Genomic DNA, 15,055 nt, shown 5'->3' with positions numbered 1-15,055 from the left:
TAGCTTTTTGGTTAGTAGTGGCACTGAGGTTCGAGTGGGGGATACCGGACCCAGATTTAAAATACCAAAACGCTACTCATCAAACATCTGAATCATGTAGCCGCCTTCGATGGCGGCTTGCATGGCTTTGTCGGCCTCGATCACTCGGGGGTCTTTTCTGAGTTTTTCCTCGACAAACTTGCGCTTCTCGATCTCAATATCGGTGAAGCCCGCGCGCATCAAATAAATTTTGCACAGCTGCTCCGCGCCGAACAGATCCAGAAAATCAATGTACACAATAAACGGCTTCTTATCGCCCTTCTTGATATCGTCGCGGTCCACACGAGCGGTGCCATTGGCGGAAAAAATATACATAAACGTCTCTCACTCGCGCCGAAGCGCTATACCGTCATAATGACACGCACCGCGTCCAGACGCAGCTGCGCACGATTCAAATACTTCTCCGAGTCGGACAGCTGACGCTCAAGCGCCTCGATTTCACTTTGTCGCACATTCGGATTGACCTCGGCCAAGGACTTCAAACGGGACAGTTCCGCCTCCAACGCTTGGCGCACGCTGTTTTTTGCGGCCGTGACCAGCTTTTCCTGCTGCGGCGCGGCCAGGGCTTCGGCCTGGTCGATCATGTCGGACAGTTGCGGGCGGGCGTGGCGGACCACGTCCTGGGCGCTGGGGCGCGGGACTTTTTGTAGCAAGGAGTCCAGCTTGCCTGCCTCCAGCGCCGAGCTCAGATCCTTGCCTTTCGGGTCGAGCAACACTCGCAGCACCGACTGGGGCAGGTAGCGATCCAGTTGCAGGGCGCGAGGCGCGGGGCAATGGAGAACGAACAACGCTTCCAGAAGCAGCGTGCCGGGCTTGAGCGGGGGCAGCTTGATGGTGGCCAGAGCAGTGTTGCCGAACTCGCTATGGGCGACCATCTCCTGGGCGCCGTGCACCAGGGGGTGTTCCCAGCTCAGAAACTGCATGTCTTCCCGAGACAGGGCGAGGTCGCGGTCGAAGGTGACGGTCATGCCCTCTTCCGACAAACCGGGGAAATGGGACACGCGCATATGCTCGCTCGGATGAACCAACCAGGCGCCTTCCGAGTGCTCTTCCTGATCGATACCAAAGGCGTCAAACACCCGTTCCAGGTACGCCGGCAAGGTCTCGTCGGACTGACTCAACGCTTCCACCAAAGGCGCCGCTTTCTCCGGCTGGCAGGAGTTCAGCTCCAGCAGGCGATCCCGTCCGGCTTGCAGTTGCTGGCGCAGTGTATCGGCGCGGGAGCGGGTCTCCTCCAACAGAGTGTCGAAGGTGGCGTCGTCGGCGTCGGTCAGCGCCGTTAGCAAACGGTTCTCAAATTCGTCGTACAGTGTGCGGCCAATCGCGCAGGTGTGTTCAAAGGCGTCCAGCCCTCGGTGGTACCAGTACAACAGATGTTCCTGGGCGGTATCGGCGTAGTGCGGCACATGGATATTAACCTGGCCCGTTTGGCCGATTCTATCCAAGCGGCCGATGCGCTGCTCGAGCAGGTCCGGATTCAGCGGCAGGTCGAACAGCACCAGCTCCTGGGCAAACTGGAAGTTGCGACCTTCGCTGCCAATTTCCGAGCAAATTAACACCTGCGCCCCGGCCTCGTGGTCGGCAAAGTAAGCGGCGGCGCGGTCGCGCTCCAGCAAGCTGAGGTCCTCGTGGAAAACCGCGGAGGCGATGCCCTTGCGCAGGCGCAGGAATAGCTCCAACGCTTGGGCGGTGTCGGCGCTGGCGCAAATCACCAGAACCTTCTGACCCTTGTTGTGTTTCAGAAACTGACCCAGCCAGTCTACTCGCGGGTCCACTTGCCACCAGTCGTCACCGGTGTGCTCCAACCAAAATTCCTGCGGGTGCAGATGGTCTTCCAACGACCGTTCGCACAGCGCCATCAGGTCATCATCATCCAGGTCGAGGGGGTGGCCGTGGAGCTTGCGTTCGGGAAAGCCCGAGACCGAGGCGCGGGTGTTGCGAAACAGCACTCGGCCGGTGCCGTGTCGGTCCAGTAGTTGGTGGATAGCGCTGTCCAGGGCTTCGCGGGGTTGGTCTTCGGCCCGAGCGGCGAGCTCGCCAATATCGTCTTTTGACAGGTATTTCGCCAGCGAGTCTTCCAGCTCGCTCGGCCAGGTCGCCGGCTCGGCGTCCCTGGCCACCAACAGCGACTGAACCAGATCATTAAGCGGGGCATATTGCTCCTGCTCCGCCAGGAAGGCGTCAAGGTCGTGGTAGCGGTCCGGGTCCAACAAGCGAAGTCGGGCGAAGTGACTCTCGACCCCGAGCTGTTCCGGGGTGGCGGTAAGCAGCAGCAGGCCTTCGGCGATTTTGGAGAGGGCTTCAACGCAGCGATAAGCCGCGCTCGGCTCGCCGTCATGCCATTGCAGATGGTGGGCTTCGTCCACCAGCAGCAGGTCCCAATCGGCCTCAAGCGCTTGTTCATGACGCTGGGGGTTATTGACCAGGAAGTCCAGGGAACACAGTATCAGCTGCTCGCTTTCAAAGGGGTTGTCCTCCGCTTCGGCGATTTCGATTTCCTCGTCATCGGGCAGCAGCGCCGGATCGATATCATCCAACCCCCCTATCGCCTGGCAGCGGGCCTCGTCCAACAATGTGAAACTGAGGTTGAAGCGCCGAAGCATTTCCACCAACCACTGATGTTGCAGGCTTTCGGGCACGACTACCAGGGCGCGTTTTACTCGGCCAGTCATCAGTTGCTGGTGCAGGATCAAGCCGGCTTCAATGGTTTTACCCAGCCCCACTTCATCGGCCAATAGCACACGCGGGGCGGGCCGACGACCGACTTCGCTGGCGATATAGAGCTGGTGCGGCAGAGGCTGTACTCGCGGCCCCGTCAAACCAAATGCCTGGCTCTGGCGGTGGCGATGCAGGGTTTCCAGGCTCTGATGCCGAAGACTGAAGTGGCTGTATTTATCGATCTGACCGGAAAACAACCGCTCTCGGGGGGTGCTGAACTGCACGAAGCTGTCCAGCTCAAACTCGGGGATCAAATGCTCCTCGCCCTCTTCCGTGCGGCCCTGGTAGGCCAGCAACAAGCCCTGCTCAAGCACCTCTGTAATGGTGATGGTGGTGCCATCTTGGTGGCTAACCACTTCATCCACCTGATAGCGCACCCGGCTGACGGGCGCGCTGCGCAGCGCGTAGGTGCGCCGTTGCCCCGCCGCGGGAAAGCTCAGCGTCACCTGGCGCTCATCCACTTCCAGTACAATACCTAGGCCCAGTTCCGCTTCGGTGTCACTCACCCAGCGCTGACCGATCATAAATTGCTGTTGACTCACGCCCGCCTCTTTTCTTCGTCACTGATTTCAGGATGCGCATGATACTGGCTGCGTGCCCGAAAGCCAAAGGATAGTCCGGTTTGACGTGGATATCGTAGAATAAGGGTCATTAACTCGCTAATCCGATGTATGTAAAAGGAGAGACCATGCCAGCGCTCGCCGAGCTTGTAGCACCCTACAATGGCGTCACCCTGACCGATAGCCGCACCCTCTTCCCAAGTGCCGAAGGAGAGGGCCTGCCCTTGATTCGGGTTGAAACGGCCCGATGCGAGGCCATTATCGCGCCCCAGGGGGCGCAATTGCTCTCGTTTACCAGGGCCGACGGCACACCCCTGCTCTGGCTCAGCCCCCAGTGCCACTTCCAACCCGATAAGGCATTGCGCGGCGGCATCCCGGTGTGCCTACCCTGGTTTGGCCCTCACCCCGACGGCGACAAACCCCAGCACGGCTTTGCCCGTACCCGGGACTGGACCCTGAGCCAGGTGGCCGAAGGCGAAGACGGCCGGTGCGAACTGTGGTTCGAGCTGCCCCACCCGGGCGATAAGCTGTTTGAAACACCTTTCAAGGCCGAGCTGCGAATGATGCTGGGGCACCAAATTGAACTGGAACTGCGCCTGACCAACGAAGCCGAGCAGCCGGTGGATTTCACTTGGGCACTGCACAGCTACCTGCCGGTGAGCGATCTGGACAAAGCGCGGGTTCCCGCCCTCAAAGAATGCACATACCTGGATAACCTGAAGCAACATGAGCCCGCCAAGCAGTCTGGGCCTTTGACCTTCAGCGGCGAAGTCGACCGAGTATTCCCCTCTGTGGAAACGCCCGTGACGCTTGAGCCCACCCCTCGAATTCGCATTGAGCACCACAACTGCCCGAGCCTGGTGACCTGGAACCCGGGCCCCGAAAAAGCGGCAAGCATGGCGGATATGGGGGCCGGCAATGAGCGCGGTTTTGTGTGCTTGGAAAGAGGCGCGGTACTGGAGGAAGGCTGGACGCTGGCGCCGGGGGAGAGGCGTGCGGCCATGGTGAACATTAGCGCGGCTTGACAGGTGCGGGGCCGAATCACGCGCCTTGCGCAAGGCCGACCTACTGAAGTTGCGCGAATGTCATCATTAAGTGTCGGATTAGGCCCGCCAGGGCCGTAATCCGACAACGAAGCAGCGGTTAAGCCGGCAGCAAGTCCTTCACCGCGTCGCGCTCTTCCTGCAGCTCTTTTTCAGTGGCCTGCATTTTTTCGCGGGAGAACTCATTGATCTCCACACCCTGAACGATTTCCCAGTCACCGTTCTTGCACACACAAGGGAATGAGTAAATCAGGCCTTTTTCGATGCCGTAACTGCCATCGCTGTAAACGCCCATGCTTACCCAGTCACCCTCGGCGGAGCCCAGAGCCCAGTCACGCATATGGAAGATGGCGGCATTGGCGGCGGAAGCGGCCGAGGAGGCGCCACGGGCTTCGATAATCGCCGCGCCGCGCTTTTGAACCACCGGAATGAACTCGCTCTCGTACCAGGACTGATCGACCAGTTCCATGGCGTTGGTGCCGGCCACTTGGGTCTGGTGAATGTCGGGGTACTGGGTGGAGGAGTGGTTGCCCCAGATGGTCAGGTGAGTCACATCGTTGATGGTTTTGCCAGTTTTCTGTGCCAGTTGGGTCATGGCCCGGTTGTGGTCCAGGCGGGTCATGGCGGTGAACTGGCGGGGGTCCAAGTCCGGCGCGTTGCGCTGGGCAATGAGCGCATTGGTGTTGGCCGGGTTGCCGACAACCAGAACCTTAACGTCGCGAGAAGCGTGGTCATTCAGGGCCTTGCCCTGGGCGGAGAAGATCTTGGCGTTGGCTTCCAGCAGGTCCTTACGCTCCATGCCGGGACCGCGCGGACGAGCGCCTACCAGCAGGGCGTAATCAGTATCTTTAAACGCCACAGCGGCGTCATCGGTGCATTCCATGCCGGCCAACAGCGGGAAGGCGCAGTCATCCAATTCCATCGCTACGCCTTGCAGGGCTTTCAGTGCGGGGGTGATTTCCAGCAGCTGCAGAATCACCGGCTGATCCGGGCCCAGCATCTCGCCCGCGGCGATACGAAACAGAAGGGAGTAGCTGATTTGGCCGGCGGCGCCGGTGACGGTAACGCGTACAGGTGCTTTCACAATGTGTCTCCGTTTTAGGTATGAATTCATTGACTTGCTCCCCGAGGTTCCTCGCCGATACTGCTCCGGCGGCTCCGACCCGTGGGGATGGCCGGCTGTCTTGTTGTGGGAGGTTAAACCGATGCAGCCTGACGGCCGGTCATTATAGGGAATTGGGAGAAAATTTCACCTGAGAAGCGAATTTTCCCGGCACGGGGCGCTTGAACACCGGCCGGAATCCAGGAAAACGGGCATTGCTATTCGCCTTCCACCCCCGTAATCGGGGTGATGCTGCCCCAGGTTTTGCAGCCGGGACACAGCCAATGCAGCTGGTTGCCCGCAAAACCGCATTTGCGGCAATGGTGGCTGGGTTTGGCTTCCAGTACCTGATCGACCAGCTGCTTAAGTAGCTGTAGGTTGTCTCGCGCCCGTCCTTCCGAGTGGAGCAGGTGCAGCTCTACCAGCCGATTCAACATTTTAATGGTGGGCCGGCGCCGGAGGTGCTCGGCAATGCAGTCCGCCGCTGCGTAGTCGTCCTTGGCCCAGCGCACCTGCTCGGCCATTTTGATGGCTAGAGAACTGCTCGGGTACTGGGCCAGGAGTTCTTCCAGGTAGCGCTGAAGCCCCTTGTGGTCACCCAGCCGTTCATAGCAGGCACATACCAGGTCGAGGCTTTCCACCAGCAGCTCCGGATCCTGGTGGGGAATGCGCTGCAAGGCTTTCAAGGCTTCTCGCTCGTTACCCAGACTGTGCTCCAACTGCCCCCATAACAGACTGGCCCGAACGGATTGACGATCATAACCCAGGGCTTTTTGCAGCCGCCGACGGGCGTCCAAGACATCGTTTCGCTCCAGTGCGTCTTCGGCCAGCTCACAGCAAAAGTGCGCGCGGGCAATGGCACGGGCACCATTGTTGCGGCCGAACCGGCGATGGTTGAGTTGATTGGCCGCCTCAATGGCTTTATCCCAGTCTTTTTCGTCCTGGTAAATTTCGATTAAGTGACCCAACGCTTCGGGCTTGTATTGGCTGTTGACCTCGACCAGCTCCTGAAGCAGCCCCTCCGCCCGGTCGAGCAACCCGGCGTGAATAAAGTCCCGTGCCAGCTCAAGTTGCGCTTCATGCAGTTGGGGCGTGGTCAGGCTGGGGCGAGCGAGCAGATTCTGGTGGATACGGGTGGCCTTGGCAATTTCCCCCCGGCGGCGCAACAGGTTGCCAAGCGCGAGGTGGGTTTCCAGGGTATCCGGGTTCACTTCCAGGGATTCGATGAAGGCATCGACCGCGCTGTCGGCCTGGTCATTGAGCAGGTAGCTCAGCCCTTTGAAGTATTTGGGCCCGAAGTGGCGGGTATCTTCTTGTAGCCGACGCCCCCTCTGGCGCCACCCGAGGAAGAATCCGGCGGCGATGGCAACCACGATCAGGCCGAATAAGCCGATGTCGACCATAGCGATCAGTCCCGAATGGGTTGCAGGCGCAGTTGTTTAAGTTCTTTCTCACACCGGGCCACCTGCCGCTCTTTGGCCCGCAGTCGCCGACGCAGGCCCATGACGGGTGGCAGACTGACGGCCATGCCGAGCAGTACGCCCAGGCCGGTGAACAGAAGCAGCCAGACGCCCAGCGACAGGGTGGGCAGTTCTAGGCCCATGAAGCTGACGGGGACGGTTTGGGCGTTTTCCAGTGCGAACCAGATGCCCAAAACGAATGCGAGCACGATGAGTGCGATTTTGACCCAGCGTGAGAGGGTTTTCATGGGGTCGTGTCCTTGGGCCCTTGGGCGCCGGGGTTAGTGGTGAAGGCTTTCGTTAACACGGTCGCGCATCTCCTTTCCCGGTTTGAAGTGGGGTACGTATTTGCCGTCAAGCTCGACGGTTTCTCCGGTTTTTGGGTTGCGCCCCATGCGCGGTGCGCGATAATGCAGGGAGAAGCTGCCGAAGCCGCGAATTTCAATTCTTTCTCCTGTGGAGAGTATGTCGGCCATGTGGTCTAGAATCAGTTTGACGGCTAATTCTATGTCCTTGACGGGGAGTTGGTCTTGCTGTTCGGCGATGTACTCGATCAGTTCCGATTTGGTCATGGCGGCTGCCCTGTTATTGGAGAAGAGAGCGCTTTTGCGCCCCGTGCTGGCCTTGCACTTATTTTTGTCCTATTTCAACAACTTAGGCTTAGCTTATACCGGACTTTCCACACACGCAAGGGGGCCATTCCAGGCCCTTTCGGCACGCTGTATCGCGTCCTACGCTCCAGAGAGAGCGGCCTGGGAGGGGGATGCCTTCCCTGGACACGCCGTAAATACATCCCTGTAGGCTCGAATCGCGGGTCCCCCGCTCCACGGTCCAGGGAAGGCATCCCCCTCCCAGGCCTCTGTGCCAAATTTTGGTGTAGGGCACGGTAAGCGAAGCGCACCTGCCAAAAACGGGTGGGAAAATAACCACCCTTTTGCCCGCATATCACCTCAATGTCCGATTACACCTTAGAGCAAATCCGACCTATGGAGGCTATTGAAACGTAGGGTACGGTAAGCCGAAGGCGCCACCTACCACGAGGGCCTCCGGCAAATCACCCCACCCCTCACTTAATGGCTCAACTCCAACAACAGCTTGTTCAACCGGTGCACGTAGGCAGCCGGGTCTTCCAGGTGGGTGCCTTCGGCCAGGTTGGCTTGGTCGAAAAGCACTTTCGCCAAGTCGGCGAAGCGGTCTTCGTCCGCTTCCTGGTCGAGCTTTTTCACCAGCGGGTGGTCCGGATTGAGCTCGAAGCTGGGTTTGGTTTCCGGCAGTGACTGGCCAGCCTGCTCGAGGATGCGGCGCATCTGGGCGCCCATTTCGTGCTCGGCCACGACCACGCAGGCCGGGGATTCGGTGAGCCGGTGGGTGATGCGCACGTCGGAAACGTCGCTTTCCAGGGCTTTTTTGACCCTCTCGATTAGCGGCTTGAGTTCTTCGGCCTGTTTTTCCTGGGCTTCTTTCTCGTCTTCGCTGTCGAGCTTGCCGAGGTCCAGTTCGCCTTTGCCGGCGTCCTGGAAGGATTTGCCGTCGTATTCCATCAGGTGACTCATCAGCCACTCATCAACACGATCGAACATCAACAGCACTTCGATGCCTTTTTTGCGGAAGACTTCCAGGTGCGGGCTGTTTTTGGCGGTGTTGAAGTTTTCCGCCGCGATGTAGTAGATCTTGTCCTGCCCTTCTTTCATCCGACTGATGTAGTCATCCAGAGACTGGTTCTGCTCCGGTGTGTCGGTGTGGGTGCTGGCGAAGCGCAGTAGCTTGGCGATTTTTTCGCGGTTGGCGAAGTCTTCGGCCGGGCCTTCTTTCAGCACTTGGCCGAACTCTTTCCAGAAGGTCGCGTATTTTTCGCCGTCGTTTTTCGCCACTTTTGACAGCATGTCGAGCACGCGCTTGGTCAGCGCGGTGCGCATGGTGTCGATGTTGGGGTCTTTCTGCAGGATTTCCCGCGAGACGTTCAGGGACAGGTCGTTGGAGTCAATCACGCCCTTGATGAAGCGCAGGTACAGCGGCAGGAACTGCTCGGCGTCGTCCATGATGAAGGTGCGGTGCACGTAGAGTTTCAGGCCGCGGGCGCCGTCGCGGTTGTACAGGTCAAACGGCGCGTGCTCGGGCACGTACAGCAGGCTGGTGTAGTCCAGCTTGCCTTCAACCCGGTTGTGACTCCAGGTCAGCGGGTCGGCGTAGTCGTGGCTGACGTGTTTGTAGAATTCCTTGTACTCTTCATCACTGATTTCTGAGCGAGAGCGCGTCCAGAGTGCGGTGGCGGTGTTGACCACTTCGTCTTCGGGCTCTTTGTCCTTGTCTTCTTCGGAGGTCTGCTGTTTTTGCATGACCACGGGGATGTCGATGTGGTCGGAGTATTTTTTGATAATGGAGCGCAGTCGCCAGTCGTCGGCAAACTCTTCGGCGTCTTTGCGCAAGTGCAGTTCGACGGTGGTGCCACGATCGGGTTTTTCAACATTCTCGATGGTGAATTCGGCTTCGCCTTGGCTTTCCCAGCGCACGCCCAGGTTGGCATCAGTGCCAGCCTTGCGGGTGGTTACCACGACTTTGTCGGCGACGATAAACGCGGAATAGAAGCCCACACCGAACTGGCCGATGAGCTTGGAGTCTTTTTTCTGGTCGCCGGTCAGGTTCTTGAGGAACTGGGCGGTACCGGATTTGGCGATGGTGCCGAGGTTGTCGATCACGTCGTCCCGGTCCATGCCGACGCCGTTGTCGCTGATGGTGAGGGTGTTGGCTTCTTTGTTGACGCTGACGCGGACTTTGAGGTCGCTGTCGCCTTCGTACAGGGCGTCGTTTTCGAGGGCTTGGAAGCGCAGTTTGTCGGCGGCGTCGGAGGCGTTGGAGATGAGCTCCCGCAGGAAGATTTCCCGATTGGAGTAAAGGGAGTGGATCATCAGGTGCAGTAGTTGTTTGGCTTCGGTTTGAAAGCCGAGTGTTTCTTTGTGTGCGTCCACGGTCATGGGAGTGTTTCTCCTGTTGTTTCCAATAGCGTTAAACATGGACTCCCCTACCATCACTGGTCGGGGAGGTTGAATTCGGATGGAGAGGATTTGGGGGCGATGGGGGGAATATCAAGGGGTTGTTTATTGTTTCGGGGGACTACGCATTTCAGTGCTACGGGAGGGCATACCGCCGCGAGACCCGCCGTGAATACCTCCCTGTAGGCTTCTCATCGGCATCCATGCCTCAGAGAGCCTCGCAGCGGTATGCCCTCCCTTCGCTGGTGGTTAGCTGGACGCTCGCAGGAGATAGCTCGCCCAAGAAAGTGCCAATTGATATCCCAGCCAAAGCAGCTCTGTGGGAGGAAAGGCGGTGGATGGTGCGACCCGAAGTGGCCAGAGCGCCTCAGCACCCAATCACACTCATGGAGGGTGAGGGTGTGCTACCTCCTCGAACTTTCCGTTGGCACAGCGGAGGGAGGGTAGGTGTCTGCGAGACCGTGGAGCGGGGGACCCGCGATTCGAGCCCCCAGGGATGGGTTTACGGCGTGTCTCGCAGACACCTACCCTCCCGCAGCGCTCTACTTCGAAGCTCCCCTATCCCGCCACTCAAATTAAGCCCGGTTCTTCTCGATTCGAATGCCCGAGAACGTCAGGTCCAGAGTGCCCTCGGTGGCCAGGCTGAAAGGCTCCAGCACGCGGGTGAAGAACTCCTCCGGGGGAAGAACCAGGCCGAAATCCGAGCCCACATCCGGGAAGCGGTCCAAACCGATGACCAGCGTCTGCCAGCCCTGCCCTTCCAGATCGCGCAGCTCGGCGGTGACATCCACCTCCGAGACCGCCGACGGACCGCAGCCGACCAGCCACTTGACCTGAGCCGAAGGCGCCTTATCCACCTTCAAATCCACCACCAGCGCGCCCTTGGAACGCCAGTAATCCGTCAGCACCTGACGATCCCGAGTGGCCAGCGAGACCAAGCCGAAACCCTCGCCATTCCAGCGAACGTGGCGGGCGTCCTCCTGAACCTCGCGGTCCACCGAATCCACCACTACCGTGGACACCTCGACCCGGTTGCCCGTCATTACATCGCGGTCGTTTTTGCCGCCTTCCACTTCGATCTGCCAGGCATCCAGGGGACGGAACTTGAACAACTCCCACACTTCCTCGGTGGCGGGCAGCTTTAAGCCTTCTTCGGAAAGGTTATCGGAGAGTTCGTCACTTTGCCCATATTCCAAGCCGTAACCGAAGGGGAATAGCGGTTGGTAGCCGGCCTCACCCATATTCAAAGGGGCCTGATCCGGCTGGGCCGGCCAGGAAAAGCTCAGCTTGCCTTTGACCGGATGCCGCACCTGCCCTTCGGCGTCGGTGAACACGACGTCGGTCACACCGGCGCCTTCGGTTCCCGGCTGCCAGACCACCATAAACGCGTCCGAAGCGTTCAACTCACGGTTCACCCAAAGCGGCCGGCCGGTGACGAACAAGGACACCACGGGAAGCCCTTTGGCCTTGAGCGACTTCAACAGCTCCCAATCGCGGGTATCCCGGGGTTTATACTGTACGTTCTGGACATCGCCCTGCATCTCCGCATAGGGGTCTTCCCCGAAAACGACCACAGCAACATCCACAGGTTGGTCAGTTTCCCCTTCAGGGCTCACCACCAGCTCGCCACCGGCCTCACCGACCACCGACTCAAAGGCGGATTTGAGGGTCGTTGCACCCGGGAAGTCCTCCATGCTGGTGCCTGTGCCCTGCCAAGTGATGGACCAGCCGCCCACCTGCTTGGAGATATTGTCCACGCCGTCCCCCGCCAATAGGATGCGCTGCTTGGGGTTGAGCGGCATCAGGTTGTTCCGGTTCTTGAGCAGCACCAGGGACTCCCGCACGGCCCGACGCGCGACCTCACGATGTTCGGCCGCGCCCAGCTCCGACTGTTTGCCCGCCAACGCCCGGCTGGAGGGCTTCCCGCGTTCGAACAAGCCAGCCCGCAGCTTGACCCGCAGAATACGGCGCACAGCGTCGTCAATACGGCTCATGGGAATGGTGCCGTCCTTCGCCTGCTCCACGGTATTGTGGAACAAGGTTTTCCACTCGGGGTGCGGCACCATGAAAATATCCAGGCCGGCGTTGACCGCGTGGGGGCAGTTGAGCACCTCGGCGCCGGGAATAAAGGCGTGGCCGTTCCAGTCGCCAACCACCAGCCCATCAAAGCCCATTTGTTCCTTCAATACGGTGGTCAACAGATGGTGATGCCCGTGCAGCGGCTCGCCGTGCCAGCTGTTGAACGAGGCCATCACTGTCTGGACACCGGCTTCAATGGCACTGAAGTAGCCGGCCCCGTGAATATCACGCAGAGTTTCTTCCGAGTCGACGTTATCGCCCCGGTCAATGCCGTTAACGGTGCCGCCGTCCCCGATGAAGTGCTTGGCGGTGGCAATGACGTGGTGTTCATCGAGGCGGTCATCGCCCTGCCCTTGCAACCCTTTGACCATCTCACCGGCGTAGGCCCGCACCAGGTCCGGATCTTCCGACCAGGACTCATAGGTGCGCCCCCAACGATCATCCCGCGCCACGGCCACGGTGGGCGAAAAGTCCCAGTCCAGGCCGGTGGCGGCGATTTCCCGGGCGGTGACTTCACCAATTTGGCGAAGCAGCTCGGGGTTCTGAGCCGCGCCCAGGGCGATGTTGTGGGGGAACAGAGTCGCCCCCACCAGGTTGCCGACCCCGTGAACCGCGTCGGTCCCCCACATAATGGGGATGGGCAAGCGTCCCTCGGAGTCGTCCATGGAGGCGTCCCAGAACTGATCCGCCAAAGCGACCCAGTCGGTGGCCTTGGCGTACCGGTCGTTATTGGGCACGCTCCCACCGCCGTTGAGCACGGAGCCGAGGTGGTATTCCCGGATATCGTCCGGAGTCACCTGCTTGATCTCGGGTTGGATCATCTGCCCAACCTTCTGCTCCAATGACATTTTTCCCAGCCATTCTTCCACACGCTGCTCAAGGGCATCATCCTTCTTCAGCGCGCTTTGCAGCCGGGGCCAGGTCACTTGGCGGGAGGCGTTGAACATAACGATTGACACTCCATTTTCATGGTTTGATCGGTTATAAGGCCGCGCATTCTACCATAGTCATGGGCAAAAAAAGACAGCGCTGTCAATTCTGTGATGCCGCTCATACTTGCACCTCAGCGGCAGTGCGTTACTCTTGATTCCGCTTTTTTGTGAATCATTGAGGGTCTTTATCTATGTGGCAACAAACTGAGTTCCGCCTTTCTCCCAAAAGCCGTGGTTTTCATTTGGTGACCGCTGAGGTGGTGAAGGCGATGCCTTCGATTGAGACGGTCCGTTGTGGGTTGTTGCATTTGTTTATTCAGCACACGTCGGCATCGCTGTCTATCAACGAGAACGCGGACCCGACGGTACGCGGGGATTTGGAGCGGCATTTCAATGAGTTTGTGCCGGAGCGAGCGCCCTACTACGAGCACGATTATGAGGGCGATGATGATATGCCGGCGCATATTAAGTGTTCGATTCTGGGGGCGAGTGTGACGGTACCGATTACGAACGGTCGTTTGAATCTCGGCACTTGGCAGGGTATCTATTTGTGCGAGCACCGCAATCGTGCGGGAGGCCGGACTCTGGTGGCGACGGTTCAGGGGGACAATCAAGGATAAGGGCTCGATGAGTTAATCAGTTATCTGCACGCCCGGCAGCCGGAGGGGTGTATGGGGTCTCCGAAGGGTGTACCCCACCCCCGACCGGACGAGAGGCCCCAAAACCAATAAGAAGAACACTTGATAGACATCAACGCGCCCCCATTATAAAGACTATATTCTCAGTGTAAGCCACCTACTCCGCTGTGCTTTTAGGTGATACAAGAGGCCGTGTATGGAATACAAGGACTACTACAAAACCCTGGGCGTTGAGCGAACCGCCTCCCAGGACGACATCAAGCGGGCCTACCGAAAACTGGCCCGAAAATACCACCCCGACATCAACAAAGACCCCGGCGCCGAAGACCAGTTTAAAGAACTCGGTGAAGCCTACGAAGTGCTCAAAGACCCCGAAAAACGCGCCGCCTACGACCAACTGGGCAGCCAATGGCAGCGCGGGCAAGACTTTGAGCCGCCACCGGACTGGGAACAACAGCGCGGGTTCAGCGGTGATGGCGGCTTCTCCCATATGGGCGGAATGGGAGGCATGGGCGCCGGCGACTTTAGCGACTTCTTCGAAAGCCTCTTTGGCCAGGGAGGCTTCCGAGGCGCGGGCGGCTTTCAGCAAGGCGGCTTTCGCAGCCGCGGGGAAGACCAGCACGCCAAAATACAAATCGACCTCGAAGACGCCTACGCCGGCGCCACCCGCCAAATCACTCTGCGCCAACAGCGAGTCGATGAGCAAGGCCAAGTGGTCAATACACCCCGAACCCTGAACGTCAAAATCCCCAAGGGCATCAAGCCCGGGCAGAATATCCGACTCGCCGGACAAGGCTCGCCCGGCATGGGCGGCGGGCCCAGTGGGGATCTTTATCTCGAGATTGAGTTCAAACCCCACAGACACTTCCATCTGGATGGGAAGGACCTGTTCCTCGAACTGCCCCTGACGCCCTGGGAAGCCGCCCTCGGCACCAAGGTCCAGATACCGACACCCACGGGCAAAGTGGACCTGAAAATTCCCGCCGGCTCCCAGTCCGGGCGCAAGTTGCGGCTCAAGGGGCGCGGGCTGCCGGGCAGCCCGGGCGGAGACTTGTATGCGGAACTGAGCATTCACACCCCGCCCGCCCACGACGAGGCAGCGGCCGAGCTTTATCGAAAACTGGCCGAGGCCGCTCCCTACAACCCCCGTCGTCATCTGGAGGCTTGACCATGACCACCACCAGCCTAATGGGATACATTCTGGAAGAGGACGTCGAGCTGACTCTGGGCGAGCTCTGCCACAGCTGTCGGGTGGAGGCGGACTTTGTGGTGGAGCTGGTAGAGGAAGGCGTTATTGACCCCCTGGAACCGACGGCAACCCAATGGAGCTTTGAGGGCAGCAGCCTGGTTCGCCTGCGCCGAGCGGCCAGTCTTTACCGGGACCTGGGCGTAAACGTAGCGGGCATCGCCCTGGCTCTGGATTTGCTGGAAGAGAGCGATCGACTCAGGGCGGAACTGGCCCGCAGGCGGTTACAGCCCTGAGCTGGGTTTGAA

At 59.5% G+C, this 15,055-nt stretch carries 11 protein-coding genes and 1 pseudogene; 4 read left to right on the top strand and 8 right to left on the bottom strand.

The window, feature by feature from the left end; genetic code table 11:
• Positions 1–72: 72 nt before the first annotated feature.
• The gene (locus tag AAE514_RS00515) at positions 73–354 is read right to left on the bottom strand and encodes a hypothetical protein (RefSeq protein WP_347329526.1); all 282 of its coding nucleotides are present in this window, start codon (positions 352–354) and stop codon (positions 73–75) included.
• A 26-nt stretch (positions 355–380) separates the two neighbouring features.
• The gene (rapA, locus tag AAE514_RS00510) at positions 381–3,299 is read right to left on the bottom strand and encodes an RNA polymerase-associated protein RapA (RefSeq protein WP_347329525.1); all 2,919 of its coding nucleotides are present in this window, start codon (positions 3,297–3,299) and stop codon (positions 381–383) included.
• 146 nt (positions 3,300–3,445) lie between these two features.
• On the opposite strand from rapA, the gene AAE514_RS00505 reads away from it, so the two are divergent.
• A complete protein-coding gene (locus tag AAE514_RS00505; protein WP_347329524.1) occupies positions 3,446–4,342 on the top strand; it encodes a D-hexose-6-phosphate mutarotase in 897 nt (298 codons plus the stop codon).
• A 118-nt stretch (positions 4,343–4,460) separates the two neighbouring features.
• Here the strand turns inward: AAE514_RS00505 and AAE514_RS00500 are convergent, their stop codons facing one another.
• The 6 genes and pseudogenes from AAE514_RS00500 to AAE514_RS00475 form a co-directional block, all read right to left on the bottom strand.
• Positions 4,461–5,444 (bottom strand): malate dehydrogenase, encoded by a 984-nt coding sequence (locus AAE514_RS00500; RefSeq protein ID WP_347329523.1) that lies wholly within the window; start codon positions 5,442–5,444, stop codon positions 4,461–4,463.
• Between the two features lie 236 nt (positions 5,445–5,680).
• Positions 5,681–6,865: a lipopolysaccharide assembly protein LapB gene (gene lapB / locus AAE514_RS00495; RefSeq protein WP_347329522.1), complete on the bottom strand. Its 1,185-nt coding sequence runs from the start codon at positions 6,863–6,865 to the stop codon at positions 5,681–5,683.
• 5 nt (positions 6,866–6,870) lie between these two features.
• Positions 6,871–7,170, bottom strand: a complete 300-nt coding sequence (locus AAE514_RS00490; protein WP_347329521.1) for a LapA family protein — start codon at positions 7,168–7,170, stop codon at positions 6,871–6,873.
• Positions 7,171–7,203: 33 nt separating this feature from the next.
• Positions 7,204–7,509, bottom strand: a pseudogene (ihfB, locus tag AAE514_RS00485) (integration host factor subunit beta); the annotation flags it as partial.
• A 483-nt stretch (positions 7,510–7,992) separates the two neighbouring features.
• A complete protein-coding gene (gene htpG / locus AAE514_RS00480) occupies positions 7,993–9,894 on the bottom strand; it encodes a molecular chaperone HtpG (RefSeq protein ID WP_347329520.1) in 1,902 nt (633 codons plus the stop codon).
• A 593-nt stretch (positions 9,895–10,487) separates the two neighbouring features.
• The gene (locus AAE514_RS00475; protein ID WP_347329519.1) at positions 10,488–12,938 is read right to left on the bottom strand and encodes a glycoside hydrolase family 3 protein; all 2,451 of its coding nucleotides are present in this window, start codon (positions 12,936–12,938) and stop codon (positions 10,488–10,490) included.
• A gap of 176 nt (positions 12,939–13,114) precedes the next feature.
• Between AAE514_RS00475 and AAE514_RS00470 the strand changes: the two genes are divergently transcribed.
• From AAE514_RS00470 to AAE514_RS00460, 3 genes are all read left to right on the top strand, one after another.
• Positions 13,115–13,543 (top strand): secondary thiamine-phosphate synthase enzyme YjbQ, encoded by a 429-nt coding sequence (locus AAE514_RS00470; RefSeq protein WP_347329518.1) that lies wholly within the window; start codon positions 13,115–13,117, stop codon positions 13,541–13,543.
• Positions 13,544–13,757: 214 nt separating this feature from the next.
• Complete coding sequence (locus tag AAE514_RS00465; protein ID WP_347329517.1) at positions 13,758–14,729, top strand: DnaJ C-terminal domain-containing protein; 972 nt, start codon at positions 13,758–13,760, stop codon at positions 14,727–14,729.
• Between the two features lie 2 nt (positions 14,730–14,731).
• Complete coding sequence (locus AAE514_RS00460; protein WP_347329516.1) at positions 14,732–15,043, top strand: chaperone modulator CbpM; 312 nt, start codon at positions 14,732–14,734, stop codon at positions 15,041–15,043.
• Positions 15,044–15,055 lie beyond the last annotated feature (12 nt).

Origin of the sequence: Marinimicrobium locisalis (assembly GCF_039822625.1) — a bacterium.
GTDB classification, from domain to species: Bacteria; Pseudomonadota; Gammaproteobacteria; order Pseudomonadales; family Cellvibrionaceae; genus Marinimicrobium; species Marinimicrobium locisalis.
Note: the sequence above shows the minus strand (reverse complement) of the source record. Positions and strands in the feature narration are given on the sequence as shown.

Coding starts and splice junctions, on each gene's coding strand:
- AAE514_RS00515 (WP_347329526.1), bottom strand. CDS start 354: ATGTATATTTTTTCCGCCAATGGCACCGCTCGTGTGGACCGCGACGAT.
- AAE514_RS00505 (WP_347329524.1), top strand. CDS start 3,446: ATGCCAGCGCTCGCCGAGCTTGTAGCACCCTACAATGGCGTCACCCTG.
- lapB (WP_347329522.1), bottom strand. CDS start 6,865: ATGGTCGACATCGGCTTATTCGGCCTGATCGTGGTTGCCATCGCCGCC.
- AAE514_RS00490 (WP_347329521.1), bottom strand. CDS start 7,170: ATGAAAACCCTCTCACGCTGGGTCAAAATCGCACTCATCGTGCTCGCA.
- htpG (WP_347329520.1), bottom strand. CDS start 9,894: ATGACCGTGGACGCACACAAAGAAACACTCGGCTTTCAAACCGAAGCC.
- AAE514_RS00475 (WP_347329519.1), bottom strand. CDS start 12,938: ATGTTCAACGCCTCCCGCCAAGTGACCTGGCCCCGGCTGCAAAGCGCG.
- AAE514_RS00470 (WP_347329518.1), top strand. CDS start 13,115: ATGTGGCAACAAACTGAGTTCCGCCTTTCTCCCAAAAGCCGTGGTTTT.
- AAE514_RS00465 (WP_347329517.1), top strand. CDS start 13,758: ATGGAATACAAGGACTACTACAAAACCCTGGGCGTTGAGCGAACCGCC.
- AAE514_RS00460 (WP_347329516.1), top strand. CDS start 14,732: ATGACCACCACCAGCCTAATGGGATACATTCTGGAAGAGGACGTCGAG.